Origin of the sequence: Saccharopolyspora terrae, assembly GCF_004348435.1 — a bacterium.
Lineage (GTDB): Bacteria > Actinomycetota > Actinomycetes > Mycobacteriales > Pseudonocardiaceae > Saccharopolyspora > Saccharopolyspora endophytica.
In genome coordinates, this window is sequence record NZ_SMKS01000023.1 from 1 (window position 1) to 22778 (window position 22778).

Consider the following 22778-nt stretch of genomic DNA (forward strand, 5'->3'; position numbering starts at 1 on the left):
ACAATGCCTTGTTGAAACAATCCCAGCACACACTCAACAACCCAAAGGTCGGAGCGTGATACTCAAAGAAACCACCAACCACCATCTCCGAAGAGACAACTGGTCAGGGGCATAAAAGAACACTAACCAAAACAGTCCACTGTTGAGTTCTCAAAGAACACACCCACACCATCGCCACAACCCATTCTCAGGGCCGTGAACTCCGGGGAGTCATTTCCTCGTTCGCGCTTTCGCTGCAGTGAAGACTAGCAGGCCCTTTTTTCGGTCTCACCGGGGGGGTTAACCCTTATCCGGTGCCGCCGAATTCGGCTCGCTATTCTGCCCGGCAGCTTACCAAGCGCTATTTTCAATCAAAGAACAGGGTGGAAAACCGCGTCCGCATCCCCAAGCCGATTGGCTTGCTTTTACTTTCTCGATTTCCCGGTCGGGGCGCCCACTCTACCATCCGGAGACAGGAGCTTGGTTCGCAACCCCGCATCAGGCCCGGCCCGGTCTTCCCGGCCCGTGTCGCTCTGACTTGGAATAAGTTACACGGTCCGTTTCGCGGGGGTCAAACCGGGGGGTGTTAAAGCGAAACGGGGCGCGAACCCGCAGGTCAGCGCCCCGTTCCAGTGCTCGTGTCAGCTCAGGACCTCGGCCCCCGCGGTGTGGCGCTTGCCGCGACGGACGACCAGCCAGCGACCGTGCAGCAGGTCCTCCTGGCTCGGAGCCCAGTCCTCGTCCGCGATCTTGACGTTGTTGACGTACGCGCCGCCCTCCTTGATGGTGCGTCGCGCAGCGCCCTTGCCGTTGACCAGACCGGTTTCGACGAGCAGGTCGACGATCGTGGGCCCGTCCGCCAGGCGCAGCTCGGCCTGCGGGACGGCGGCCATGGCGGAGTCCAGGGTCGCCTCGTCGAGCTCGGCGATCTCCCCGCGCCCGAACAGCGCCTGGCTGGCGGCGATCACCTTGCGGGTCTGGTCCTCGCCGTGCACCAGCGTGGTCAGCTCCTCAGCGAGCCGCTTCTGCCCCGCGCGCAGCTGCGGGCGCTCGGCCGTGGTCTTCTCCAGCTCCTCGATCTCCTCGCGGTCGAGGAAGGTGAACAGCCGCAGGTAGTTGGGCACGTCGGCATCGGCGGCGTTCACGAAGTACTGGTACCAGGCGTAGGGCGAGGTCAGCGACGGGTCGAGCCAGACGTTCCCGCCACCCGTGGACTTGCCGAACTTGCGGCCCTCGGAGTCGGTGACCAGCGGCAGCGTCAGCGCGTGCGCCGCCGCGCTCTCCTGCTTCCGGATCAGGTCCACCCCGGCGATGATGTTGCCCCACTGGTCGGACCCGCCGAGCTGCAACCTGGTGCCGTGCTTGCGGTAGAGCTGCACGAAGTCGTTGGCCTGCAACAGCATGTAGCTGAACTCGGTGTAGGAGATGCCGTCGGTCTCCAGCCGGCGCCTGACCGTCTCCCGCGCCAGCATCGTGTTCACCGAGAAGTGCTTGCCGACGTCGCGCAGGAACGCGGTGACCGACAGGTCAGCGGTCCAGTCCGCGTTGTTGGCCATGACCGCGCCGGTCGGCGAGTCGTCGAAGTCGACGAACGTCGACAGCTGGCCGTGGATCTTCCCGGTCCACTCGGCGACCGTGCTCTCGTCGTGCAGGTTGCGCTCGCCGACGTCGCGCGGATCACCGATCAGACCGGTCGCCCCGCCCGCCAGCACGACGGGCCGGTGGCCCGCCTGCTGGAACCGGCGCAACGTCAGCATCGGGATCAGGTGGCCGGCGTGCAGGCTCGGCGCGGTCGGGTCGAAACCCGCATAGAGAGTGAGCGGCCCGGTGTCCAGGTCTCGGCGCAGCGCGTCGAGGTCGGTGGATTGCGCGATCAGTCCGCGCCAGGCCAGCTCGTCAAGGATGTGCTCACTCACGCAGTCCAGTTTCGCTCATCCCCGCAAACCGGTTTACGTCCGGGCTCGGGTCCGGCGTCGGCCGCCACGCCGGTAGGCGCTGACGGACTCCGAACCGTCGACCCACGAGCGCCACGGCAGGTCCATGGCGGCGGCGACGCCGACGCGGGGTCCGCTGCGGATGTCGTCCTCGGCGACCTGCGTGCCGTTGTAGAGGCGGACCGGCGAATCCGGCGAGGTCAGGTCGACGCCGTTGTGCTCGCGGGTGATGCCCAGAACGCCCGCGAGCCGGGCCGGACCGCTGGCCAGCTGGGCGTCCTTGCGAGCGGCGGGCTTTCGGCTGCGAGCGAGCTCGCCGCCGGTGGTGATCTCCCCGGCGCGCAGCAGAACCGCGCCGGGGACACCGTCTGTCATGCACACCACGTTGATGCAGAAGTGCATCCCGTAGACGAAGTAGACGTAGAGGTGGCCGGCGGGGCCGAACATGACCGAGTTGCGCTCGGTCCGGCCCCGGTAGCAGTGCGACGCCGGATCGTCGGTGCCCCGGTAGGCCTCCACCTCGACCAGGCGCACGCCGACCTCGCCCTCGGGGCTGCTGGACCGCAGTTCGCAGCCCAGCAGCCGACGCGCGACCCACAGCGGGTCGCGTGCCAGCTCGTCGCTCGTCACCTGGTCCACGTTCAGCACCCTACCGGGCGTGCGCTGCCGTTGATCACTCCGACAGCCACCCGCGGTGCTCGTCGACGGCCGCCACGACCTGCTTGCGCTGCTCGGCTACCCGGCTCGGCGCGGTCCCGCCGTGCGAATCGCGGGACTCGATGGAGCCCGAGACCGTCAGCACCTCGCGGACCTGCGGGGTCAGCGCCGGGTGAGCTGCGGTCAGTTCGGCGTCGGTGAGCTCGTCCAGGCCGACTCCGCGGGTCTCGGCGGTGCGCACGCACTCCCCCGACGCCTCGTGGGCGACGCGGAACGGGACTCCCTGGCGCACCAGCCACTCCGCGATGTCGGTGGCGAGGGTGAACCCGGCGGGCGCGAGCTCGGCCATCCGCTCGGTGTGGAAGGTCAGCGTGCCGAGCATGCCGCTCATCGCCGGCAGCAGCAGGTCCAGCTGCTCGACGGAGTCGAAGACCGGCTCCTTGTCCTCCTGCAGATCCCTGTTGTACGCCAGCGGGAGGGCCTTGAGGGTGCTCAGCAGGCCCGAGAGGTTGCCGATGAGCCGACCGGACTTGCCCCGGGCGAGCTCGGCGACGTCGGGGTTCTTCTTCTGCGGCATGATCGAGCTGCCGGTGGCCCAGGCGTCGTCGAGGGTGATGTAGCCGAACTCGGCGGTGTTCCAGATGATCACCTCTTCGGCGATCCGGGAGAGGTTGACCCCCAGCATGGCCAGGCAGAACGCGGCCTCGGCGGCGAAGTCGCGGGACGCGGTGCCGTCGATGGAGTTGTCGGTGGCGCCGCGGAAGCCCAGGTCGGTGGCGATGGCCTGCGGGTCCAGGCTCAGCGAGGACCCGGCCAGCGCACCCGAGCCGTAGGGCGAGTAGGCGGTGCGGGCGTCCCAGTCGCGGATGCGGGAGACGTCGCGCAGCAGCGCCTGGCAGTGCGCGAGCAGGTGGTGCCCGAGCAGCACCGGCTGGGCGTGCTGCAGGTGGGTGCGGCCCGGCAGCACCGCGTCCGGGTGCGCGGCGGCCTGCCCGGCGAGCGCGTCGACGACGTCGAGGACGCCTGCGGCGATGCGCCGGCTGGCGTCGCGCAGCCACATCCGGAACAGGGTGGCGACCTGGTCGTTGCGGGAGCGACCGGCGCGCAGCTTGCCGCCGAGGTCGGCGCCGACGCGTTCCAGCAGGCCGCGTTCGAGGGCGGTGTGCACGTCCTCGTCGTCGATGACCGGGGTGAAGGCTCCGGATTCGACGTCGGCGGCGAGGGTGTCGAGCCCGGCGAGCATCGCGTCGAGCTCGTCCTGGGTCAGCAGCCCGGCGCGGTGGAGGACGCGGGCGTGGGCGCGCGATCCGGCGATGTCGTAGGGCGCCAGTCGCCAGTCGAAGTGCGTCGACAGGCTCAGTGCGGCCATCGCCTCGGCCGGGCCGGAGGCGAACCGGCCGCCCCAGAGCTTCGTGGGCTCACTGCCTTGCTGCGTCACGTTCGGTTCCTCGGTGCTTTCTCGGTTGGCTTCCGGGCGGCTCTCCTGCCGAACCGCCCGCGTTCGATGTCCCTCGTGCCCGGACAGCTCGGACCAGACTGCCCTACGCCTCATCCTCGACGTGGAGGCCGCCCGCTGCCATCGCGGTGAAGCGCTCGGCGAGCTCGTGCCCGGTCAGCGGCTCGCGGGCGACGATCATGACCGTGTCGTCGCCCGCTATCGAGCCCACGACCTCGGTGAGCGCCGCGCGATCGATGGCGCTGGCCAGGAACTGGGCAGCGCCCGGCGGGGTGCGCAGGACGGTGAGGTTGCCCGCTCCGTCGGCACCGGCCAGCAGCTCGCCGAGCAGCCGGCTCAGGCGCGAGGTGCCGCCCTGGACACCTCGGACCGGGCTGCCGTCCTCCGGGATGACGTAGACCGCCGCCCCGCCGTCCGGGCCGCGCAGCTTGACGGCGCCGAGCTCGTCGAGGTCCCTGGACAGCGTGGCCTGGGTGACCTCGATGCCAGCGTCGCCGAGCAGCTTGGCCAGCTCGGTCTGGCTGCGGATGTCCATCGAGGACACGAGTTCGACGATGCGCGCCTGCCGCGCGACCCGGGTCGTGCTCACGATCGTCGCACCAGCCAGGACAGCAGGGCCTTCTGGGCGTGCAGCCGGTTCTCGGCCTCGTCGAACACCGCGCTGGCGGGTCCGTCGAGCACCTCGTCGGTGATCTCCAGGCCGCGGTGCGCGGGCAGGCAGTGCAGCACGCTCGTGTCGGACTTGCCGGTGGCGCCCAGCAGCTCGGCGTTGACCTGGTACGGGCGGAACGGGCTCACCCGGTCCTTGCCGTCGTTCTCCTGGCCCATCGAGGTCCACGCGTCGGTGACGAGCACGTCGGCGCCCTCGACGGAGCCCTGCGGGGTGTTGTGCAGCTCGACGGAACCGCCGGTCTCGGCTGCGCGCTTGCGGGCCGCTTCCAGCACCCACTCGGCGGGCCGGAAGCCCTCGGGGGCGCCGATCCGCACGTGCATGCCCGCGGTGACGCCACCGACCAGCAGCGAGTGCGCCATGTTGTTGGCGCCATCGCCGAGGTAGGTCAGGGTCAGCCCGGCGAGCTTGCCGTGGCGTTCGCGGATGGTCTGCAGGTCGGCGAGCACCTGGCAGGGGTGGAACTCGTCGGTGAGCGCGTTGATCACCGGTCCGCGCGAGACCGAGGCCATGGCGTCGATGCGCGCCTGGGCGAAGGTCCGCCACACGACGGCGTCGACGTAGCGGGACAGCACGCGCGAGGTGTCCTCGATGGTCTCCTCGCGACCGAGCTGCATCATCCGCCCGTCCACCACGATCGGCTGTCCGCCGAGCTGGTGGATGCCGACCTCGAAGGAGAGGCGGGTCCGGGTGGAGTTCTTCTCGAAGAGCACCGCGATCGACTTGCCCTTGAGCACGTCGGAGCCGAGCGGATCGGCCTTGAGCTCGTCGGCGAGGTCGAGGACCTCGGCCTGCTCGTCGGGCGTGAGGTCGTCGTCGCGGAGGAAGTGCCGGGACATCTCAGTTCTCCTTGGCAGCGTTGAGCAGTTCGGGGAGGTCGGTGAGCAGTCGCTGCACCTGCTCACCGCGCACCACCAGCGGCGGGCACAGCCGGATGGCGTCCGGCTGGATGGGGTTGACCAGGTATCCGCGTTCCTGCGCGGCGGCCGCGACCTTGGCGGCGACGGCTTCGGTGAGCCCGATGGCGACCAGCAGCCCGGCCCCGCGGACCTCGCGGACCAGCGGGTGGCCGAGCCCCTGCACACCGCTGACGAGGTCCTTGCCGACCTGCTCGACGTGGTCGAGCAGCCCTTCGGCGGCGATGGTGTCGAGCACCGCCAGAGCCGCCGCACAAACGATCGGGTTACCGCCGAAGGTGGTGCCGTGCTGACCGGGGTGCAGCAGGTCGGCGGCGCTTCCGATGCCGATGCAGGCGCCGATCGGCAGACCGCCGCCGAGGCCCTTCGCCAGGGTGATCACATCGGGCGTGACGCCCTCGCGCTGGAAGGCGAACCACGAACCGGTGCGGCCGATGCCGGTCTGCACCTCGTCGAGGACCAGCAGCGCGCCGTTGCGGGACGCGATCTCGCGGGCGGCGCGCAGGTATCCCTCGGGCGGGACGACGACGCCGTTCTCGCCCTGGATCGGCTCCAGGAACACCGCGGCCGTGTTGTCGTCCACTTCGGACTCCAGCGCGGCGACGTCGCCGTAGGGCACGTGCACGACACCGGCGGGCATCGGCGCGAACGGCTCCTGCTTGGCGGGCTGGCCGGTCAGCGCGAGCGCGCCCATGGTGCGGCCGTGGAAGCCGCCCTGGGTGGCGACGATCTTGGGGCGTCCGGTGAGCCGGGCGATCTTGAACGCCGCCTCGTTGGCCTCCGCACCGGAGTTGCAGAACAGCACGCGCCCCTGGCCGGACACCCCGGCGAGCTCCAGCAGCCGCTCGGCCAGCGTCAGGCCGAGCTCGTGCACGTAGAGGTTGGAGACGTGGCCCAGCTTGGCGACCTGCTCGGACACCGCCTGAACGATCGCGGGGTGGGCGTGGCCGAGGGCGTTGACGGCGATCCCGCTGACGAAGTCCAGGTAGGTCTTGCCGTCGGCGTCGGTCAGCTCGGCACCGGAACCGCTGACGAAGGTCAGCTTCGGGGTGCCGTAGTTGTCCATCATGGACGCCTGCCAGCGCTGCATCCCGGTCGCGTTGGTGGTCATGCGTCCTCCGATTCGACGGGGAACACCATGGTTCCCACTCCGGCACTGGTGAAGACTTCGAGCAGGACGGAATGCGCCAGCCGCCCGTCGATGACGTGGGCGCGCGGCACTCCCCCGCGCACGGCGCGCAGGCAGGCCTCCATCTTGGGAACCATCCCGGAGGCCAGTCCCGGCAGCAGCTCCGCGAGCTGGCCCACGTCGAGCCTGCTGACCAGCGACGACTTGTCCGGCCAGTGGGTGTAGAGGCCTTCGACGTCGGTGAGCACCACGAGCTTCTCGGCGCCCAGCGCGACCGCCAGCGCACCGGCGGCGGTGTCGGCGTTGACGTTGTGCACCACGCCGTCGGCGTCGGGGGCCACCGTGGACACCACCGGGATGCGGCCAGCGTTGATCAGGTCCAGCACGGCGTCGGGGTTGACGTCGACGACGTCGCCGACCAGACCGACGTCGACCGCTTCGCCGTCGACGGTGGCGGTGCGGCGGGCCGCGGTGAACAGCCGCGCGTCCTCGCCGGACATGCCGACCGCGTAGGGCCCGTGCTGGTTGATCAGGCCGACGAGCTCGCGCCCGACCTGCCCGAACAGCACCATCCGGACGACGTCCATCGTCTCCGGCGAGGTCACGCGCAACCCGCCGCGGAACTCGCCCTCCATGCCGAGCCGGTCGAGCATCGAGGTGATCTGCGGACCGCCGCCGTGCACCACGACGGGGCGCAGGCCCGCGAGCCGCAGGAACACCATGTCCTGCGCGAACGCGGCCTTGAGCTCGTCGTCGATCATGGCGTTTCCGCCGTACTTGATCACCACGGTGGCGCCGTTGAAGCGCTGCAACCACGGGAGGGCTTCGACGAGGACGCTGGCCTTCTCGGCCGCGGTGGCCAGCCGATCGCTGGTGTCACTGGTCATGAGGAGTACGCGCTGTTCTCTTCGACGTAGTCGTGGGAGAGGTCGGTGGACAGGATCGTGGCGGCGTGCTCGCCGAGGTGCAGATCGATGACGATCTCGATCTGCCGCCCGGACAGGTCGGCCTCGCTGCGGTCGCGGGCGGTGGCGCCGTCGGCGTAGAGCGTGACACCGTTGGTGGCGATCTCGACCTTGTCCACGTCGATCTCGACCTGCGCGCGGCCCAGCGCCATCGCGATGCGGCCCCAGTTCGGGTCCGAACCGAACATCGCGGTCTTGACCAGGTTGTCCTCGGCGACGATGCGGCCGATGGTCACCGCGTCGGCTTCGCTGACGGCACCGCGCACGGTGATGTCGATGGTCTTGGTGGCGCCTTCGGCGTCGTCCTGCAGCTGGCGCACCAGGTCCTGGCAGACGGTGGTGAGCAGCGCGGTGAACTCCTCCTGGGAGGCTTCGACGCCCGAGGCGCCGGAGGCCATCACCAGCACGGTGTCGTTGGTGGAGGTGCCACCGTCGACGTCGAGCCGGTCGAAGGTGACCCGTGTCGCCGCCCGCAGCGCTTCGTCGAGGTCGGCGCCGCTGATCATCACGTCGGTGGTGATGACGCTGAGCATGGTGGCCATGTTCGGCGCGAGCATGCCCGCGCCCTTGGCGAACCCGCCGATCGACCAGCCGTTCTCGTGCGCGCGGTGGGCCTGCTTGGCCTTGCTGTCGGTGGTCAGCACGGCGGTCGCGGCGTCCAGACCGGACTGCTCACCCGCGTCGAGGGCCTTGGCGGCGGTGTCGACGCCGGGCAGCAGCGCGTCCATCGGCAGCCGCTCACCGATCAGGCCGGTCGAGCAGACCGCGACCTCGATCGCTCCGGTGCCGAGGACGTCGGCGACCTTCTCCGCGGTGGCGTGGGTGTCCTGGAAGCCGCCCGGACCGGTGCAGGCGTTGGCGCAACCGGAGTTGAGCACGATCGCGCGCAGCTTGCGCTCCTGCAGCACCTGCTGCGACCACAGCACCGGCGCGGCTTTGACCTTGTTGGTGGTGAACACGCCGGCCGCCGACTGCTGCGGACCGTCGTTGACCACGAGTGCGAGATCGCGCGCGCCCGCTGCCTTGATGCCTGCGGCGACCCCCGCCGCCCGGAAACCGGCGGGACCGGTCACGCTCATGTCTTCTCCTCGGTTCTGGTGGCGGGACTCACGGCGCGAGGCCGGCGGTGGGCAGTCCGGTGGTCTCGGGCAGGCCGAGGGCGAGGTTCATGCACTGCACGGCTCCGCCCGCGGTGCCCTTGGTGAGGTTGTCCTCGGCACCGACCACGACCAGCCGACCGGCGTCGGGATCGACGGTGACCTGCAGGTGCACGGTGTTGGCTCCGAGCGTCGCCGAGGTCTGCGGCCAGGCCCCCTCGGGCAGGACGTGGACGAACGGCTCGTCGCCGTAGGCGTCGAGGTAGACCTTGCGGGCGGCTGCGCTGTCGACGCCGCCGCGCAGCGGTGCCGAGCACGTGGCGAGGATGCCGCGCGCCATCGGGGCCAGCACGGGCGTGAAGGAGACCTTGGCCTTCTCGCCGGCCGCAGCGCTGAGGTTCTGGATCATCTCCGGGGTGTGCCGGTGGGCGCCGCCGACGCCGTAGACGCTGGCCGAGCCCATGACCTCGGCCGAGAGCAGGTGCGGCTTGAGCGCGCGTCCCGCACCGGAGGTGCCGGTGATCGCGGTGACCACGACGTCGGGTTCGACGATGCCCGCAGCCAACGCGGGCACGACGGCCAGCGACGAGACGGTCGGGAAGCAGCCGGCGACGGCGACGCGCTTGGCGCCGCGCAGCCGGTCGCGCGCGCCGGGGAGCTCGGGCACGCCGTAGGGCCAGGTGCCGGGGTGGTCGCCGCCGTACCAGCGGGTCCAGTCCTCGGCGTCGTTGAGGCGGTGGTCGGCACCGCAGTCGACGACCACGACGTCCTCGCCGAGCTCGGCGGCGATCGCCGCGGAGTGGCCGTGGGGCAGCGCGAGGAACACGACGTCGTGGCCGCGCAGCTGCTCGGCGGTGGTCTCGGTGAGCTCGCGGTCGGCCAGGGGCAGCAGGTTGGGGTGGTGCTGACCGAGCTTGCTGCCCGCGTTGCCTCCCGCCGTCAGCGCGCCGATCTCGACCTCGGGGTGCGCCAGGAGCAGGCGGAGCAGTTCTCCGCCCGCGTAGCCACTGGCACCCGCTACAGCAACCCTCACCGTCATACGGATGATTATGCACTGCTATGCAAAATCAATCAAACAGCTTTGCGGAGCCGAACCCAGTCTCCCACGTCACACCCCCGCCCGACCTGTGATGTCACGCCGGACTCGCACCCCGCCCAGCTGGGTTGACCGGATTTCCATTGAAGTCGGGGTTCTGATTTCCACTGAAATCCGATCGACCGGGTGCGGTGTCGGGGGCCGGTGGCAGGATCGGCGGGGTGGGTGAGGTCACGGGGTTCCGCGAGGCGGCGTCGCGGTTGCTCGAGCAGCACGCCGTGGCGGCGGACGCGCCGGCGATGCAGCGCTACATGAAGTCGGAGATGCCGTTCATCGGCGTGCGCAAGCCGGCGCGCGTGGGCATCGTCGACGAGCTGTGCCGGCGGTTCCCGTTCGCGACGCAGGAGGACCTCGTCGATTCCGCGCGAGCCCTCTGGCGGGAGGCCGGCTTCCGCGAGGAGCGCTACGTCGCGCTGTCGGTGACGGGACACCGGGCGCAGCGCCGCTTCCAGGACCCCGGGATGCTCGGGCTCTACGAGGAGTTCGCGGTCACCGGGGCGTGGTGGGACTTCGTCGACGAGATCGCCGGCCGACGCATCGGGCCGCTGCTGCTGAGCCACCCGGACGTCGTGCGCCCGCTGCTGCTGCGATGGTCCACCGACGAGGACCGCTGGCGCCGCCGCACGTCGATCATCGCCCAGCTGCGCGCCAAGGACCGCACCGACGTGGAACTGCTGCGGCGGAGCATCGAGGCGAACCTCGCCGATCCGGACTTCTTCCTCCGCAAGGCGATCGGCTGGGCGCTGCGCGAGCACGCCAAGACCGACCCCGGCTGGGTCCGGGAGTTCGCCGAGAACCACGAGCTGTCCCCGCTCTCCCGACGCGAAGCCCTCCGCAACATCGACCGCTGACCGATCGCGATCACCCGCACCCGCCGACACCGCGGAATCACCCTGAACGGCGACGTTTCCGGCTTCCGCGTTGACACCGGGTAACTCCCGGGTCATCGAAGTTTCACAGCGCTTGCACAAGGTCACACGACGTGGACCCCCCTGTGGATTCGGTCGGTCCGGGAGGGCATCATCGAGTTCGATGACGATGATCCCGCCGCACCCGAACCTGGGGGCCCGACACGGCCCGGCGCCGATCACGACGTCGTCCTGGGTCGGGCGGCAGGTGCTGTTACGTCGCGTCGCCGCCGCGGACAGGCGCATCCTGGCCGGTTTCGACCAGGACCCCACCCGCGCTCCGTACGTGCAGACCGACGGCTACCGGCACTGGGCCGCGCACCGCGCGAACCACCCGGACTCGCCGGACGACTTCCAGCTCGCCATCGAAACCCGCCGGGACCAGGTGCTCGTCGGCTCGATGTGCACCAGCCAGGCGGACGAACCGGGCGTGTTCAGCTACGGCGTCGGCATCGGCCCGATGCACCGGCGCCACGGCTACGCCGACGACGCGATCATCACGCTGCTCGCGGTCATGTTCGGCCGCCGCAAGTTCCGCAAGTGCCAGGTCGGCATCTACCAGGAGAACGTCGCCTCGCTCTCGCTGCACAGCAAGCTCGGCTTCCGCGAAGAAGGCCGCGCCAGCGAACCGGACTCCCTCTCCGACGGGATGCTCCACCTCGTCATCATGGGCCTCACCGCCGAAGCCTTCACCACCAAGCACCTCCCCCGCAGCAACTGAGCACGCGAAAACGGCCCCGCCCGGAGGTTTCCGAGCGGGGCCGTTGTTTCGGGTGTCTCAGGCGCGGAGGGTGGCTCCGAGGCGGTCTGCTGCGGACTTGACCGCTGCGTCCCTGGCCTCGGTGGCCTCCTCCTGCTTGAGGGTGCGGTCGGGGGCTCGGAAGCGCAGGGCCAGGGCCAGCGACTTCTTGCCCTCGTCGAGCTGCTCGCCCGCGTAGACGTCGAAGAGGCGGACGTCCTCCAGCAGCTCGCCGCCGCCGGCGCGGACCGCCTCGACCACGTCGGAGGCCGCCGTCGACGAGTCGACGACCAGCGCCACGTCCATCAGCACCGGCGGGTAGGCCGAGATGTCCGGGGCCGCGCGGCGCTCGACCAGCGGCAGCGCGTCGAGGTCGAGCTCCATCGCGCTGGTGCGCTTGGGCAGGCCCAGGGTCTCGACGACCTTCGGGTGCAGCTCACCGGCGTGGCCCACGACCGTCTCGCCGACCAGCAGCTCGGCGCAGCGGCCCGGGTGCCACGGGGCGTGCTCGGCGTTGCGGACCGCCAGCTCGACACCGGCGGCGGAAGCCACCACGCGAGCCGCCTGGATCGCGTCCGCCCAGTCGGCGGCGCGGCCCTTGCCCCACCAGCCGGCCTGCTCGCGCTGACCGGCCAGCACCGTCGCGACCCGCGTGGGCTGCGCGGGCAGGGCCGCCAGCAGTCCGGCGAGCTGCTCGTCGGTGGGACGACCGTCGACACCGACCTCCGGCACCGCGGGCTGGTCCGCCGACGGCTGGCTGATCTGTCCGATGTGGAACAGCGCGACGTCGCGGTGGCCTCGGGAGACGTTGCGCTGCAAGGTGTCCAGCAGGCCCGTCAGCAGCGTCGTGGTCAGCTGCGACTTGTCGCTCTCCAGCGCGTTGAGCACGCTCACCGTGCGGCGGCGCTCGTCGTCCTCGGCGAGGCCGAAGGCGTCGAGCATCTCGTCACCGGTGAACGGGAAGGGCAGCACCTCGACGTAACCGGCACCGGCCAGGGCACGCGACACCGCGCGCTTGCGGCGCTGCGCCGCCGACAGGCCGCGACCGGGCGGCGCGGAGGGCAGCACCGACGGGATCGTGTGGTAGCCCTCCAGCCGCAGCACCTCCTCGACCAGGTCGAACGGCTGCGTCAGGTCCGGACGCCAGGACGGCGGGGTCGCGGTGATCAGCCCGACGCCCTCGTCTGAGGTGCTCAGGTCGATCTTACAGCCGATCTGGGTCAGCCTGCGCGCGGTCACGCCGCGCTCGTAGAGGACGCCGGCGACCTTGTCCGGCAGCGCCAGCGGCATCGTCACCGCAGCCGGGGCCTTCGGCTCGCCCACGTCGGTGCGACCGGGTGCGATCGTGCCGTCGCCGTAGCGGACCAGCAGCTGCGCGGCGAGCTCGGCCGCCACCGGCGCCACCGCCGGGTCCACCGTGCGCTCGAAGCGCTTGCCCGCCTCGCTCGGCAGCTTGTGGCGGCGGATGGTGCGGGCGATGTTCGCCGGGTCCCAGTTCGCCGCCTCGATCAGCACGTCGTGCGTGCCGTCGCCGATCTCGGTGCTCGCGCCACCCATGACACCGGCCAGCGACACCACGCCGGAGTCGTCGGCGATCACGATGTCGTCGGTGTCGAGCTCGCGGACCTGACCGTCCAGAGTGGTCAGCTTCTCGCCGCTCTCGGCGTGGCGGACCACCAGGTCGCCGGTCACCTTCGAGGTGTCGAAGGCGTGCAGCGGCTGCCCCAGCTCCAGCATCACGTAGTTGGTGACGTCCACCGACAGCGAGATCGAGCGGATGCCCGCCAGCGCCAGGCGGCGGCGCATCCACCACGGGCTCGGCGCCGTCGGGTCCACGCCGGTGACCCGGCGCAGCACGAACCGCGAGCACGCCTGCGCGTCGCGCAGCTCCACGCCGCGCGAGGGCTTGTCGTCCTCCGGGACCGGGCGGGTGCCCGGGTCGCCGAACGGCACGTCCAGCGCGTTGGACAGCTCGCGGGCCAGCCCGCGCACCGAGAAGCAGTAGCCGCGGTCGGGCGTGATGGCCAGCTCGATGATCGAGTCGTCGAGACCGACCAGCTGCACCGCGTCGTCACCGGGGTCGGCCGAACCGGGCGGCAGCACCAGGATGCCGTCGTGGTCCTCGCCGAGCCCCAGCTCCTTGGCGGAGCAGATCATGCCCTCGCTGAGCCTGCCGTAGGTCTTGCGGGAGCTGATCTCGAAGTCGCCGGGCAGCACCGTGCCGGGCAGCGCGACGACGACCAGATCGCCCTCGGAGAAGTTGCGAGCACCGCAGATGATGTTCTGCAGCTTCTGCTCGCCGTCTTCGGAGGCGCCGATCTCGACCTTGCAGTACCGGATCGGCTTCTTGAACTCGGTGAGTTCTTCGATCTCGGCGACTCGGCCGGCCACGAGCGGGCCGCGCACCTGCGTCAGGTGCTCGACCTCCTCGACCTCCAACCCGATCCGGATGAACGCCTCTGCCAGCGTCTCCGCGGTCGTCTCCTCGGGCAGCTCAAGGTGCTCGGCCAGCCAGGAAACCGGAATCCGCACTTGGTCAGGCCCTTCTCTCGTTCAGGTAAGTGATGTCGGGGACAGTCGTGATGGGTGCCTTTGAAGCGGCGGAGCCGCTCAACTCACCTGCGCAACTCGCACCGCCGCGGGTTCTCAGAGGCTTCCTGGCGAGGACGGCCCCTCCGCCGTGTATTGGACAGGCATGAGGAGGGGCACCCGCAGTCCGGGGAGCCTCTGAAGTTCCGCTACTTGCACCGCTACGCAGGTCGACCACGGCAAACTCTCTAAATGCCGAACGGCTCGGTGAAGCGGACGTCGCCTTCGACCATGTCGCGCATGTCCGGGATGCCGTTGCGGAACATCAGGGTCCGCTCGATCCCCATGCCGAAGGCGAAGCCGGTGTAGACCTCGGGGTCGACACCGCTGGCGCGCAGCACGTTGGGGTTGACCATGCCGCAGCCACCCCACTCGACCCAGCCGGCGCCGCCCTTCTTCTCCGGGAACCAGATGTCCATCTCGGCCGACGGCTCGGTGAAGGGGAAGTACGACGGCCGCAACCGGGTCGTGGACTCCGGGCCGAACATGGAGCGCGCGAAGGCGTCCAGGGTGCCCTTCAGGTGGGCCATGGTCAGGCCCTTGTCCACCGCCAGGCCCTCGACCTGGTGGAACACCGGGGTGTGGGTGGCGTCGAGCTCGTCGGTGCGGAACGTGCGCCCGGGGCAGACCACGTACACCGGCAGCTCGCGGTTGAGCAGCGCCCGGACCTGCGACGGCGAAGTGTGCGTGCGCAGCACCAGGCCGGAGTCCTCCGGCGCGACGTAGAAGGTGTCCTGCATGGTCCGCGCCGGGTGGTCCTTGCCGAAGTTCAACGCGTCGAAGTTGAACCACTCGGCCTCCAGCTCGGGGCCTTCGGCGACCTCCCAGCCCATGGCCACGAAGGTGTCCTCGATCTGCTCGGCGAGCTGCGTGATCGGGTGCCGGGCGCCGGTGGCCACGCGGTCCCACGGCAGCGTCACGTCGACGGACTCCTCGCGGAGCACTCGCTCGTCGCGCTCGGCCTGCAGAGCGGCGCGGCGCTCGTCGAAGGCGCCCTGGATGGCCTCGCGGGCCTGGTTGACGCGCTTGCCCGCCTCGGAACGCGCCTTGGGCGGCAGCGCTCCGATCTCGCGGCGCGCGGTCAGCAGCGGCGAGCGGTCACCGAGATGAGCGGGCTTGACCGACGCCAGCTCGTCCAGATCGGCGGCGGCGACGAAGGCCTTCTCGGCCTCCTCGACCGCGGCGTCCAGCGTCTCCGGCGACAGCGCGGCGACCTCTTTCGGGTCGTACGAGTCGTTGGCTCCAGACATCGTTAGTGCGTGACTCCCGTTGATCCCACAGGCATCAACGCCCAGGTCCCTGTTCTGCCAGGTGGCTGGGCTTGCGAACCTGCTGAGGTTGCATACGACTCTTCGGTGCGAAGCCGCAAGCTGACATGGGCGATTCTATGCGACTGCGTCCACGGCGTTTCGCGGTGATCCGTCCCGCCCGAGCTCAGCGGTGCTGCGCACGCGCCGAGGAGTAGAGGCAGACGGCGGCGGCCGTGGCCAGGTTCAGGCTCTCGGCCTGACCGTAGAGCGGCACCCGCAGCGTCGTGTCCAGCTGGGCCTTGACCTCGTCGGACAGGCCGTGGGCCTCGCTGCCGAAGACCCACGCGGTCGGCTCGGCGAGCTCCCCCGCGCGGTCGGCGGTGTCGAGGTCACCGGCGGCGTAGCCGTCGGCGCCGACCAGCCGCAGCCCGGCGTCCCGGCAGGCCGCCAGCACCGCGCTGACGTCGCGATCGCGAGCGATCGGCAGGTGGAACAGGCTGCCCGTCGAGGCGCGCACCGCTTTGCCGTTGTAGGCGTCGACGGTGTCACCGGCGAACAGCACCGCACCGGCCCCGGCCGCGTCGGACACGCGCACCACGGTTCCGGCGTTGCCCGGGTCGGCGATGCCGACCAGCACGGCGACCAGCTTCGGCCGCTGCGCCAAGGCCGCGACCGGGTCGGTGCGCGGCAGGTCGCAGACCGCCACGACGCCCTGCGGGGTGACCGTCTCCGACAGCGACGCGGCGGCCTTGTCGGTCACCTCGCGCACCGGTACGCCCGCCAGGACCGCCCGCTCGGCGAGCTCGGCGTGTCGCGGATGCTCGGTGACGAACAGCTCCCGCACCCGCAGCCGGTCGTCGGCGTGCGCGGTCAGCGCCTCACCCACGGCCTGCGCGCCCTCGGCGAGGAACGCGCCGGCCTTCTCCCGGCCTGCGCGGCGGGTGAGCTTACGAGCGACCGCGACCCGGGACGATCGCTCGGTGAGCGGGGTCCCGGGTCGCGAATCGGAAGTGCTTTCGGCGATCAGGCCGCACTCTCCGGCAGGTTCTTGCGCGCCACGTCGACCAGCGCCTCGAAGGCCTGCGGGTCGTTGACGGCGAGCTCCGCCAGGATCTTGCGGTCGACCTCGACCTCAGCGGCCTTCAGGCCCTGCACGAACTTGTTGTAGCTCAGGCCGTGCTGCCGGGTCGCGGCGTTGATGCGGGTGATCCACAGCTTCCGGAACTCGCCCTTGCGGGCGCGGCGGTCCCGGTAGGAGTAGGTCATCGAGTGGAGCATCTGCTCCTTGGCCTTGCGGTACAGCCGGGAGCGCTGACCGCGGTAACCACGGGCCGACTCGAGAACTGTGCGGCGCTTCTTCTGGGCGTTGACCGCCCGCTTGACGCGTGCCACGGGGTCCGTCCTGTTATCTCATCAGGGGCGGCGGATTGACCGCCCAATGCGGGTGGCTGGATGGCGTGATGCCGGACTGCTGCTCCCTCACGGGTGCAACGGGGAAGTCGGCGTCAGCGACCCAGCAGCTTGTTGATGCGCTTGACGTCGGCCTTGGCGACCGCTTCGGTGCCTTCGAGGCGACGGGTGACACGGCTGGACTTCTTCTCCAGGATGTGCCGGCGACCGGCCTGCTCGCGCCGCAGCTTGCCCGAACCGGTCACCTTGAAGCGCTTCGAGGTGCCCTTGTGGGTCTTGTTCTTCGGCATCTTCCGTCCTCGTTTCGTACTGGAGCCGGGAAGGGGCGCGGCCAGCGTCCCGACCCGGCCTCACATCACGAGCCCTGGCGGCGGCGTACGACTACGCGTTGGCCTTGGGCTTGGTCTTGTTGGTCTTGTGCGGCGCCAGAACCATGATCATGTTCCGACCGTCCTGCTTCGGGGTCGCTTCGATGAACCCGAGCTCGGAAACATCATCGGCCAGTCGCTGCAACAGGCGGAAGCCCAACTCGGGCCGCGACTGCTCGCGACCGCGGAACATGATCGTCACCTTGACCTTGTGCCCCTGACCGAGGAAGCGGGACACGTGGCCCTTCTTCGTCTCGTAGTCGTGCGGGTCGATCTTCGGCCGGAGCTTCTGCTCCTTGATGACGGTCTGCTGCTGGTTGCGACGCGATTCGCGAGCCTTCTGCGCGCTCTCGTACTTGAACTTGCCGTAGTCCATGAGCTTGCAGACCGGCGGGCGCGCCTGCGGGGCGACCTCGACAAGGTCCAGATCCGCTTCCTGGGCCAGGCGCAGGGCGTCCTCGATGCGGACGATCCCGACCTGCTCACCGTTGGGTCCGACGAGTCGGACTTCCGGAACCCGGATGCGGTCATTGATGCGCGTCTCGGAGCTGATGGGGCCTCCTCGGTTCGATGGCTGTGTGTACTGCACACCACGGCGTGTAGAGCTCACCCCGGAATGCAGAGGTCCCGCCGGCTTCCGCTCGTGCGGATACCGCGGGACCCTGACTCCAAACCGATCGAACCGGTATCAGCCGATACCGTTCGCACCACCGACGCCACACGGGACATCGACAGGACCGGAACCCGGCGGCCTCGGCGGCTGCTCGGGTGGGAGCGGGGCTCCACTTTGCCGCCCCCGCCGCAGCGGGGGCTGGTCGTGCGTGTCAGGGTAGCAGGCGTGAGCGAACCGCAGCCAACCACACCCTCGAACGACACGACCGGTGCCGGTGAACCGGCACACGACGCGGATATGGAGCTCAACGTACGCGAGCTCTCCGATGTTCCCAGCGTCGAGGTCATCAGCCGCGCTGCGGTGATGCTCATGTCCGCCGCCGCGGAGAAGCTCGCGCTCGCCGACGAGGATCCCGACGCCACCCCGGTGCGCGACCTGGACGAGGCCCGCAGGCTGATCACCGGGCTCGCCGGCCTGATCACCGCCTCGGTCGAGTACCTCGGACCGCACGCCGGTCCGCTGCGCGAGGGACTGCAGTCCCTGCAGCGCGCGTTCCGCGAGTACTCCAGCCACCCGGACGCCCCGGGTCAGGGACCGGGCGAGAAGTACACCGGCCCCGTCTACTGACGGTTGCCCAGCTCCCGGGAGATCTCCGCCGCCGTGCGGCGGAGATCCGGGAGCCAGCCGAGCAGGTCCTCCCAGGAGAGCAGGACCTTCGGCACCGAGATCGACATCGCCGCCACGGCTTCCCCCCGGTGGTTGCGCACCGGCGCCGCGATGCAGTGGGTGAACTCCTCGTGCTCGCTGCGGTCCACCGAGTACCCCTGCGCGCGCACGCGCTCCAGCTCCGCGAGGTAGCGCTCGACCGAGTCGATGGTGTTCGCCGTGAGCTTCGGGTAGGCGATCCGCTGCGCCAGGCGTTCGCGGCGCTGCTGCGAGAGGTCGGCGACGAGGACCTTTCCCACCGCCGTGCAGTGCAGCGGGGCGCGTCGGCCGATGCGGGAGTACATCCGGACCGGGTGGATGCTGTCGACCTTGTCGACGTAGACGACCTGGTCCTCGTCGAGGGTCGCCAGGTGGATCGTGTGCCCGGTGCGCTCCCCCAGCGCGTCGAGGAACGGCCGGGCGACGTCGCGCGCGTCCAGGTCGTCCAGCGCCTGGTGGGCGAGCGCGAACACGGCGCTGCCCAGCCGGTAGCGGTGGAGGTCCTCGCGGCGGACGAAGCGACCGCTCTCCAGCGTGCGCAGCAGGCGCATCGCGGTCGTCTTGTGCACGCCGAGCCGCTGGGCGAGACCGTCGAGCGTCTGCGGTCCCTCGGCCAGCGCGGTGAGCGCGGCCAGTCCGCGTTCCAGGCTCTGACTCACCGGCGTCTCCGATCATCGTTGACTCGACGAAGCGGGCAATGCTACACACCGGAGTCGTTCTTCGCGCAACATTCGTTGCAACATGCGCAATAGGAGGCCGGCAGTGCCCGCAGCAGGGATCAACACCGAAGCGATCCGCGCGTTGCGCGACGAGACCATCGACTGGCGGTTCAAGGGCATGCCGCCGAACGCGTCCGGCAAGACCGCCGGGGAGTTCCTGGCCGAGCGGCCGATGCTGTGGGCAGCCGGTTTCACCGGGCCGCTGCTGACCCTCGACGACGCCGCGATGGAGCACAACCTGCGCACCATGGCCGCCTGGTGCGACGAGCACGGCCTGCGGATCGCGCCGCACGGCAAGACCACGATGGCGCCCCGGCTCTTCGAGCGGCAGCTGGAGCACGGCGCGTGGGGCATCACCGCGGCCAACATCGGTCAGCTGCGCGTGTACCGGGCGTTCGGGGTCCAGCGGATCCTGCTCGCCAACGAGCTCGTCGACCCGCAGGGGCTGGCCTGGCTGTCGGCCGAGCTCGACGCCGACCCGGACTTCTCGTTCTGCTGCTACGCGGACTCGCTGCGCGGGGTCGAGCAGATGGCCTCCGCGCTGGCCGCGCACGGCGGGACCCGGCCGGTGGACGTGCTGGTGGAGTTCGGCGTCTCGGGCGGCCGGACCGGTGCGCGGACGGTGTCGCAGGCGCGAGCGGTCGCCGCGGCGGTGGCCGCCGAGCACCGGCTGCGCCTGGTCGGCGTGTCGGGCTACGAGGGCGAGGTGGCGCACGACATCGAGGAGTCCTCGCTGTCGGCCATCGACGACTACCTGGGCGAATTTCGCTCGCTGGTGCTGGAATTCGCCGAGGCCGGCTACTTCGACGGGCTGGACGAGGTCATCGTCAGCGCGGGCGGCAGCGCCTACTTCGACCAGGTCGCCGAGGCGCTGACCCAGCCGTGGCCGGAAGGGCTGCCGGTGGTGCCGGTGCTGCGCAGCGGCGGATACCTGCTGCACGACGACGGCTTCTACCGGGTGCGCTCGCCGTTCGGCCGCCGGCACCGGCTGGCCGGTGCGGAGTCGCCGTTCCGGCCCGCGATGCGGATCTGGGCGCAGGTCGTGTCGCAGCCGGAGGCCGACCTGGCGCTGCTGACGATGGGGCGCCGCGACGTCTCGTTCGACCAGGGACTGCCGGAACCGCAGGTGATCCGGGGCGCGGACGGCGAGATCCGCGAGCTCGCCGACGGCTCCTGCCACGTGTCAGGTCTGGCGGATCAGCACGCGTTCCTCAGGTTCACCGGGGCGGAGGTGCGCGTCGGCGACTGGATCGGCTTCGGCCTGTCCCACCCCTGCACGGTCTTCGACAAGTGGACGCTGATCCCGGTGGTCGACGGCGATCGGGTCACCGACCTGGTGCGCACCTACTTCTGACCCGCGCGGCGGGTGGCGGTCCCGGTGGGAACCGCCACCCGCTCCAGGTCAGTCCAGGACTGCGAGGGCGTCGATCTCGCACAGCAGGCCGGCCGGGAGGCCGACGTAGACGGTCGTGCGAGCCGGGAAGGGCTCGCCGACGACGCGGGCGTAGACCTCGTTCATCTCGGCGAACTGCGAGGTGTCGGTGAGGTAGACGCGCAGCATCAGCACGTCCTGCAGCGATCCGCCCTCGGCCTCGATGATCGCGATGACGTTGCGCAGGCACTGCTCGGTCTGCTCGGCGACACCGCCGTCGACGACCTTGCCGGTCGCCGGGTCGACCGCGGTCTGACCGGAGACCTGCAGGATGTTGCCCTTGCGCACGCCCTGCGACAGCGGGATGTTCGCCGGCGGCTTCGGTGCGGCGTCGGTGCTCACCACGGTCCTGCTCATGTCGGTGTCCTTCCACGGATTTCGGCGTCGTGAAGCGGAATTTCAGCCGGAGCCGATCTTCATTGCTTTCACCGGGAATGGTACTTACCATTCCACCACCCGGTGCAGACCAAGTGCCCGGCGTGTGACCGGAGGAACGACTCCACCATGGACATCGTCTATCGCGGCGCGCGAGTCGTCGACGGCGACGGCGGTCCGGGGTTCGTCGCCGACGTCGGAGTCGACGAAGGACGCATCGCCGAGATCGCCGACGCGGGAACGCTGAGCGGACGCCGACGCATCGACGCCGACGGGCTCGTGCTGGCACCCGGATTCGTCGACATGCACGCGCATTCGGACCTGCAGCTGCTGGCCGAACCGGACCACACCGCGAAGGTCTCCCAAGGCGTGACGCTGGAGGTCATCGGCCAGGACGGGCTGTCCTACGCCCCGGTCGACGACGCCACGCTGGAGACCCTGCGCGCGCAGCTGGCCGGCTGGAACGACGATCCGCCCGGTTTCGACTGGAACTGGCGCAGCGTCGCCGAGTACCTCGACCGGCTCGACACCGGCATCGCCGCCAACGCCGCCTACCTCGTCCCGCAGGGCACGCTGCGACTGCTGTGCGCGGGCTACGACGACCGGCCGGCCACCGAGGACGAGCTGAACCGGATGCGCGAGGTCCTCGCCGATTCCCTCGCCGAAGGCGCTTTCGGCATGTCGTCCGGGCTGACCTACACGCCCGGGATGTACGCCGACACGGCGGAACTGGCCGCGCTGTGCGAGGTCGTGGCCTCCCGCGGCGGCTACTACAGCCCGCACCACCGCAGCTACGGCGCCGGTGCGCTCGCGGCCTACGAGGAGATGATCGAGGTCAGCCGGACCTCCGGGTGCCCGTTGCACCTGGCGCACGCGACGATGAACTTCGGCGTCAACGCCGGGAAGGCCGGCGAACTGCTGGCGATGCTCGACGCGGCGCTCGACGACGGCTGCGACATCACCCTCGACACCTACCCGTACCTGCCGGGCAGCACCTCGCTGCACGCGCTGCTGCCGAGCTGGGCGATGGCGGGCGGCGTCACCGCGACCCTGGAGCGGTTGCGGGATCCCGTCCAGCGGCAGCGGATTCGCCAGGTCCTGGAGATCGAGGGCTCCGACGGCTGCCACGGCGTTGCCGTCGAGTGGGACACCATCGAGATCAACGGCGTCCGCGAACCGGGCAACGCTCACCTCGTGGGTCGCAGCGTCGCCGAATCGGCGCTGGCCGCCGGGGCGCAGCCGACCGAGTTCTACTTCGACGTGCTCATCAGCGAGCAGCTGGGCGCGTCCTGCCTGATGCACGTCGGCCACGAGGACAACGTGCGGGCCATCATGCGCCACCGCACCCACACCGCGGGCAGCGACGGACTGCTGGTCGGCGCGCGCCCGCACCCGCGCGCCTGGGGCACCTTCCCCCGCTATCTCGGCCACTACGTGCGCGAACTCGGGGTGCTGGGGCTGGAGGAGTGCGTGCGGAACATGACCTCGCGCCCCGCCGACCGGCTCGGGCTCACCGACCGGGGACGCGTCCGGGAAGGCCACGTCGCCGACCTGGTGCTGTTCGATCCCGGCACCGTCCGCGACACCGCGACCTTCGACGAGCCCCGGCAGCAGGCGGTCGGCATCCCGCACGTGCTGGTCAACGGCGTTCCGGTGATCGACGACGGCGACCGCACCGACGCCCTGCCCGGGCGCGCGCTGCGCAAGACCCGCTAGGAGCCGCCGGGAGATGCGGCGCAGCTGAGCAGAGCAGTTCCTGAAAGCCCCCAG

General features: G+C 70.4%; 22 protein-coding genes. 5 read left to right on the forward strand and 17 right to left on the reverse strand.

What is annotated here, in order from left to right; all coding sequences use genetic code 11:
- Nucleotides 1–620: 620 nt before the first annotated feature.
- From tyrS to argC, 9 genes are all read right to left on the reverse strand, one after another.
- On the reverse strand, nt 621–1895 hold the full coding sequence (gene tyrS, locus E1181_RS14920) for a tyrosine--tRNA ligase (protein ID WP_132675184.1): 1275 nt from the start codon (nt 1893–1895) through the stop codon (nt 621–623).
- A 33-nt stretch (nt 1896–1928) separates the two neighbouring features.
- Nucleotides 1929–2552 (reverse strand): DNA-3-methyladenine glycosylase, encoded by a 624-nt coding sequence (locus E1181_RS14925; RefSeq protein WP_132675186.1) that lies wholly within the window; start codon nt 2550–2552, stop codon nt 1929–1931.
- A gap of 34 nt (nt 2553–2586) precedes the next feature.
- Nucleotides 2587–4008: an argininosuccinate lyase gene (argH, locus tag E1181_RS14930; protein ID WP_268952465.1), complete on the reverse strand. Its 1422-nt coding sequence runs from the start codon at nt 4006–4008 to the stop codon at nt 2587–2589.
- Nucleotides 4009–4111: 103 nt separating this feature from the next.
- Nucleotides 4112–4615 carry an arginine repressor gene (locus E1181_RS14935; protein ID WP_132675190.1) on the reverse strand — a complete coding sequence of 168 codons (504 nt, stop codon included), beginning with the start codon at nt 4613–4615 and terminating at the stop codon, nt 4112–4114.
- Nucleotides 4612–5535: an ornithine carbamoyltransferase gene (argF, locus tag E1181_RS14940; RefSeq protein ID WP_132675192.1), complete on the reverse strand. Its 924-nt coding sequence runs from the start codon at nt 5533–5535 to the stop codon at nt 4612–4614. Before argF ends, E1181_RS14935 begins: the two co-directional genes overlap by 4 nt.
- A gap of 1 nt (nt 5536) precedes the next feature.
- Nucleotides 5537–6724 (reverse strand): acetylornithine transaminase, encoded by a 1188-nt coding sequence (locus tag E1181_RS14945; protein WP_132675194.1) that lies wholly within the window; start codon nt 6722–6724, stop codon nt 5537–5539.
- Nucleotides 6721–7629 carry an acetylglutamate kinase gene (argB, locus tag E1181_RS14950; protein WP_132675196.1) on the reverse strand — a complete coding sequence of 303 codons (909 nt, stop codon included), beginning with the start codon at nt 7627–7629 and terminating at the stop codon, nt 6721–6723. The genes E1181_RS14945 and argB overlap by 4 nt, the downstream gene beginning before the upstream one ends.
- Nucleotides 7626–8786: a bifunctional glutamate N-acetyltransferase/amino-acid acetyltransferase ArgJ gene (gene argJ, locus E1181_RS14955; protein WP_132675198.1), complete on the reverse strand. Its 1161-nt coding sequence runs from the start codon at nt 8784–8786 to the stop codon at nt 7626–7628. The genes argB and argJ overlap by 4 nt, the downstream gene beginning before the upstream one ends.
- Nucleotides 8787–8814: 28 nt before the next feature.
- A complete protein-coding gene (gene argC / locus E1181_RS14960; RefSeq protein WP_132675201.1) occupies nt 8815–9843 on the reverse strand; it encodes an N-acetyl-gamma-glutamyl-phosphate reductase in 1029 nt (342 codons plus the stop codon).
- Nucleotides 9844–10061: 218 nt separating this feature from the next.
- On the opposite strand from argC, the gene E1181_RS14965 reads away from it, so the two are divergent.
- Nucleotides 10062–10751: a DNA alkylation repair protein gene (locus tag E1181_RS14965; protein ID WP_235876786.1), complete on the forward strand. Its 690-nt coding sequence runs from the start codon at nt 10062–10064 to the stop codon at nt 10749–10751.
- 181 nt (nt 10752–10932) lie between these two features.
- Entirely contained in the window at nt 10933–11529 is a 597-nt protein-coding gene (locus tag E1181_RS14970; RefSeq protein WP_235876787.1) for a GNAT family N-acetyltransferase, read from the forward strand.
- A 57-nt stretch (nt 11530–11586) separates the two neighbouring features.
- On the opposite strand, the gene pheT is transcribed toward E1181_RS14970, so the two are convergent.
- The 6 genes from pheT to infC all read right to left on the reverse strand — a co-directional run bounded on the left by pheT (nt 11587) and on the right by infC (nt 17753).
- On the reverse strand, nt 11587–14079 hold the full coding sequence (gene pheT, locus E1181_RS14975) for a phenylalanine--tRNA ligase subunit beta (RefSeq protein ID WP_132675203.1): 2493 nt from the start codon (nt 14077–14079) through the stop codon (nt 11587–11589).
- A gap of 245 nt (nt 14080–14324) precedes the next feature.
- Entirely contained in the window at nt 14325–15386 is a 1062-nt protein-coding gene (pheS, locus tag E1181_RS14980; RefSeq protein ID WP_132675205.1) for a phenylalanine--tRNA ligase subunit alpha, read from the reverse strand.
- Nucleotides 15387–15570: 184 nt separating this feature from the next.
- Nucleotides 15571–16410 carry a TrmH family RNA methyltransferase gene (locus tag E1181_RS14985; RefSeq protein WP_132675207.1) on the reverse strand — a complete coding sequence of 280 codons (840 nt, stop codon included), beginning with the start codon at nt 16408–16410 and terminating at the stop codon, nt 15571–15573.
- Nucleotides 16410–16778, reverse strand: a complete 369-nt coding sequence (gene rplT / locus E1181_RS14990) for a 50S ribosomal protein L20 (RefSeq protein ID WP_093415812.1) — start codon at nt 16776–16778, stop codon at nt 16410–16412. The genes E1181_RS14985 and rplT overlap by 1 nt, the downstream gene beginning before the upstream one ends.
- A gap of 113 nt (nt 16779–16891) precedes the next feature.
- Nucleotides 16892–17086 carry a 50S ribosomal protein L35 gene (rpmI, locus tag E1181_RS14995; protein ID WP_093415814.1) on the reverse strand — a complete coding sequence of 65 codons (195 nt, stop codon included), beginning with the start codon at nt 17084–17086 and terminating at the stop codon, nt 16892–16894.
- A 91-nt stretch (nt 17087–17177) separates the two neighbouring features.
- Nucleotides 17178–17753: a translation initiation factor IF-3 gene (infC, locus tag E1181_RS15000; protein ID WP_132625053.1), complete on the reverse strand. Its 576-nt coding sequence runs from the start codon at nt 17751–17753 to the stop codon at nt 17178–17180.
- Between the two features lie 321 nt (nt 17754–18074).
- Between infC and E1181_RS15005 the strand changes: the two genes are divergently transcribed.
- Nucleotides 18075–18404, forward strand: coding sequence for a DUF1844 domain-containing protein (locus E1181_RS15005; RefSeq protein WP_132675209.1), 330 nt, complete (start codon nt 18075–18077; stop codon nt 18402–18404).
- On the opposite strand, the gene E1181_RS15010 is transcribed toward E1181_RS15005, so the two are convergent.
- On the reverse strand, nt 18398–19141 hold the full coding sequence (locus E1181_RS15010) for an IclR family transcriptional regulator (protein ID WP_132675211.1): 744 nt from the start codon (nt 19139–19141) through the stop codon (nt 18398–18400). The genes E1181_RS15005 and E1181_RS15010 overlap by 7 nt on opposite strands.
- Nucleotides 19142–19319: 178 nt before the next feature.
- On the opposite strand from E1181_RS15010, the gene E1181_RS15015 reads away from it, so the two are divergent.
- Nucleotides 19320–20555: an amino acid deaminase gene (locus tag E1181_RS15015; protein ID WP_408009921.1), complete on the forward strand. Its 1236-nt coding sequence runs from the start codon at nt 19320–19322 to the stop codon at nt 20553–20555.
- A 48-nt stretch (nt 20556–20603) separates the two neighbouring features.
- On the opposite strand, the gene E1181_RS15020 is transcribed toward E1181_RS15015, so the two are convergent.
- Nucleotides 20604–20990, reverse strand: a complete 387-nt coding sequence (locus tag E1181_RS15020; RefSeq protein ID WP_132675215.1) for a RidA family protein — start codon at nt 20988–20990, stop codon at nt 20604–20606.
- Nucleotides 20991–21137: 147 nt separating this feature from the next.
- On the opposite strand from E1181_RS15020, the gene E1181_RS15025 reads away from it, so the two are divergent.
- Nucleotides 21138–22724: an N-acyl-D-amino-acid deacylase family protein gene (locus tag E1181_RS15025; protein ID WP_132675217.1), complete on the forward strand. Its 1587-nt coding sequence runs from the start codon at nt 21138–21140 to the stop codon at nt 22722–22724.
- The last annotated feature ends 54 nt before the right edge of the window (nt 22725–22778 follow it).

Bases quoted from the DNA above. Each gene is read 5' to 3' on its own strand.
- argF (WP_132675192.1), bottom strand. From the start codon at position 5,535: ATGTCCCGGCACTTCCTCCGCGACGACGACCTCACGCCCGACGAGCAG.
- E1181_RS14945 (WP_132675194.1), bottom strand. From the start codon at position 6,724: ATGACCACCAACGCGACCGGGATGCAGCGCTGGCAGGCGTCCATGATG.
- argB (WP_132675196.1), bottom strand. From the start codon at position 7,629: ATGACCAGTGACACCAGCGATCGGCTGGCCACCGCGGCCGAGAAGGCC.
- argJ (WP_132675198.1), bottom strand. From the start codon at position 8,786: ATGAGCGTGACCGGTCCCGCCGGTTTCCGGGCGGCGGGGGTCGCCGCA.
- argC (WP_132675201.1), bottom strand. From the start codon at position 9,843: ATGACGGTGAGGGTTGCTGTAGCGGGTGCCAGTGGCTACGCGGGCGGA.
- E1181_RS14970 (WP_235876787.1), top strand. From the start codon at position 10,933: ATGACGATGATCCCGCCGCACCCGAACCTGGGGGCCCGACACGGCCCG.
- pheS (WP_132675205.1), bottom strand. From the start codon at position 15,386: ATGTCTGGAGCCAACGACTCGTACGACCCGAAAGAGGTCGCCGCGCTG.
- rpmI (WP_093415814.1), bottom strand. From the start codon at position 17,086: ATGCCGAAGAACAAGACCCACAAGGGCACCTCGAAGCGCTTCAAGGTG.
- E1181_RS15005 (WP_132675209.1), top strand. From the start codon at position 18,075: ATGGAGCTCAACGTACGCGAGCTCTCCGATGTTCCCAGCGTCGAGGTC.
- E1181_RS15015 (WP_408009921.1), top strand. From the start codon at position 19,320: ATGCCGCCGAACGCGTCCGGCAAGACCGCCGGGGAGTTCCTGGCCGAG.
- E1181_RS15020 (WP_132675215.1), bottom strand. From the start codon at position 20,990: ATGAGCAGGACCGTGGTGAGCACCGACGCCGCACCGAAGCCGCCGGCG.
- E1181_RS15025 (WP_132675217.1), top strand. From the start codon at position 21,138: ATGGACATCGTCTATCGCGGCGCGCGAGTCGTCGACGGCGACGGCGGT.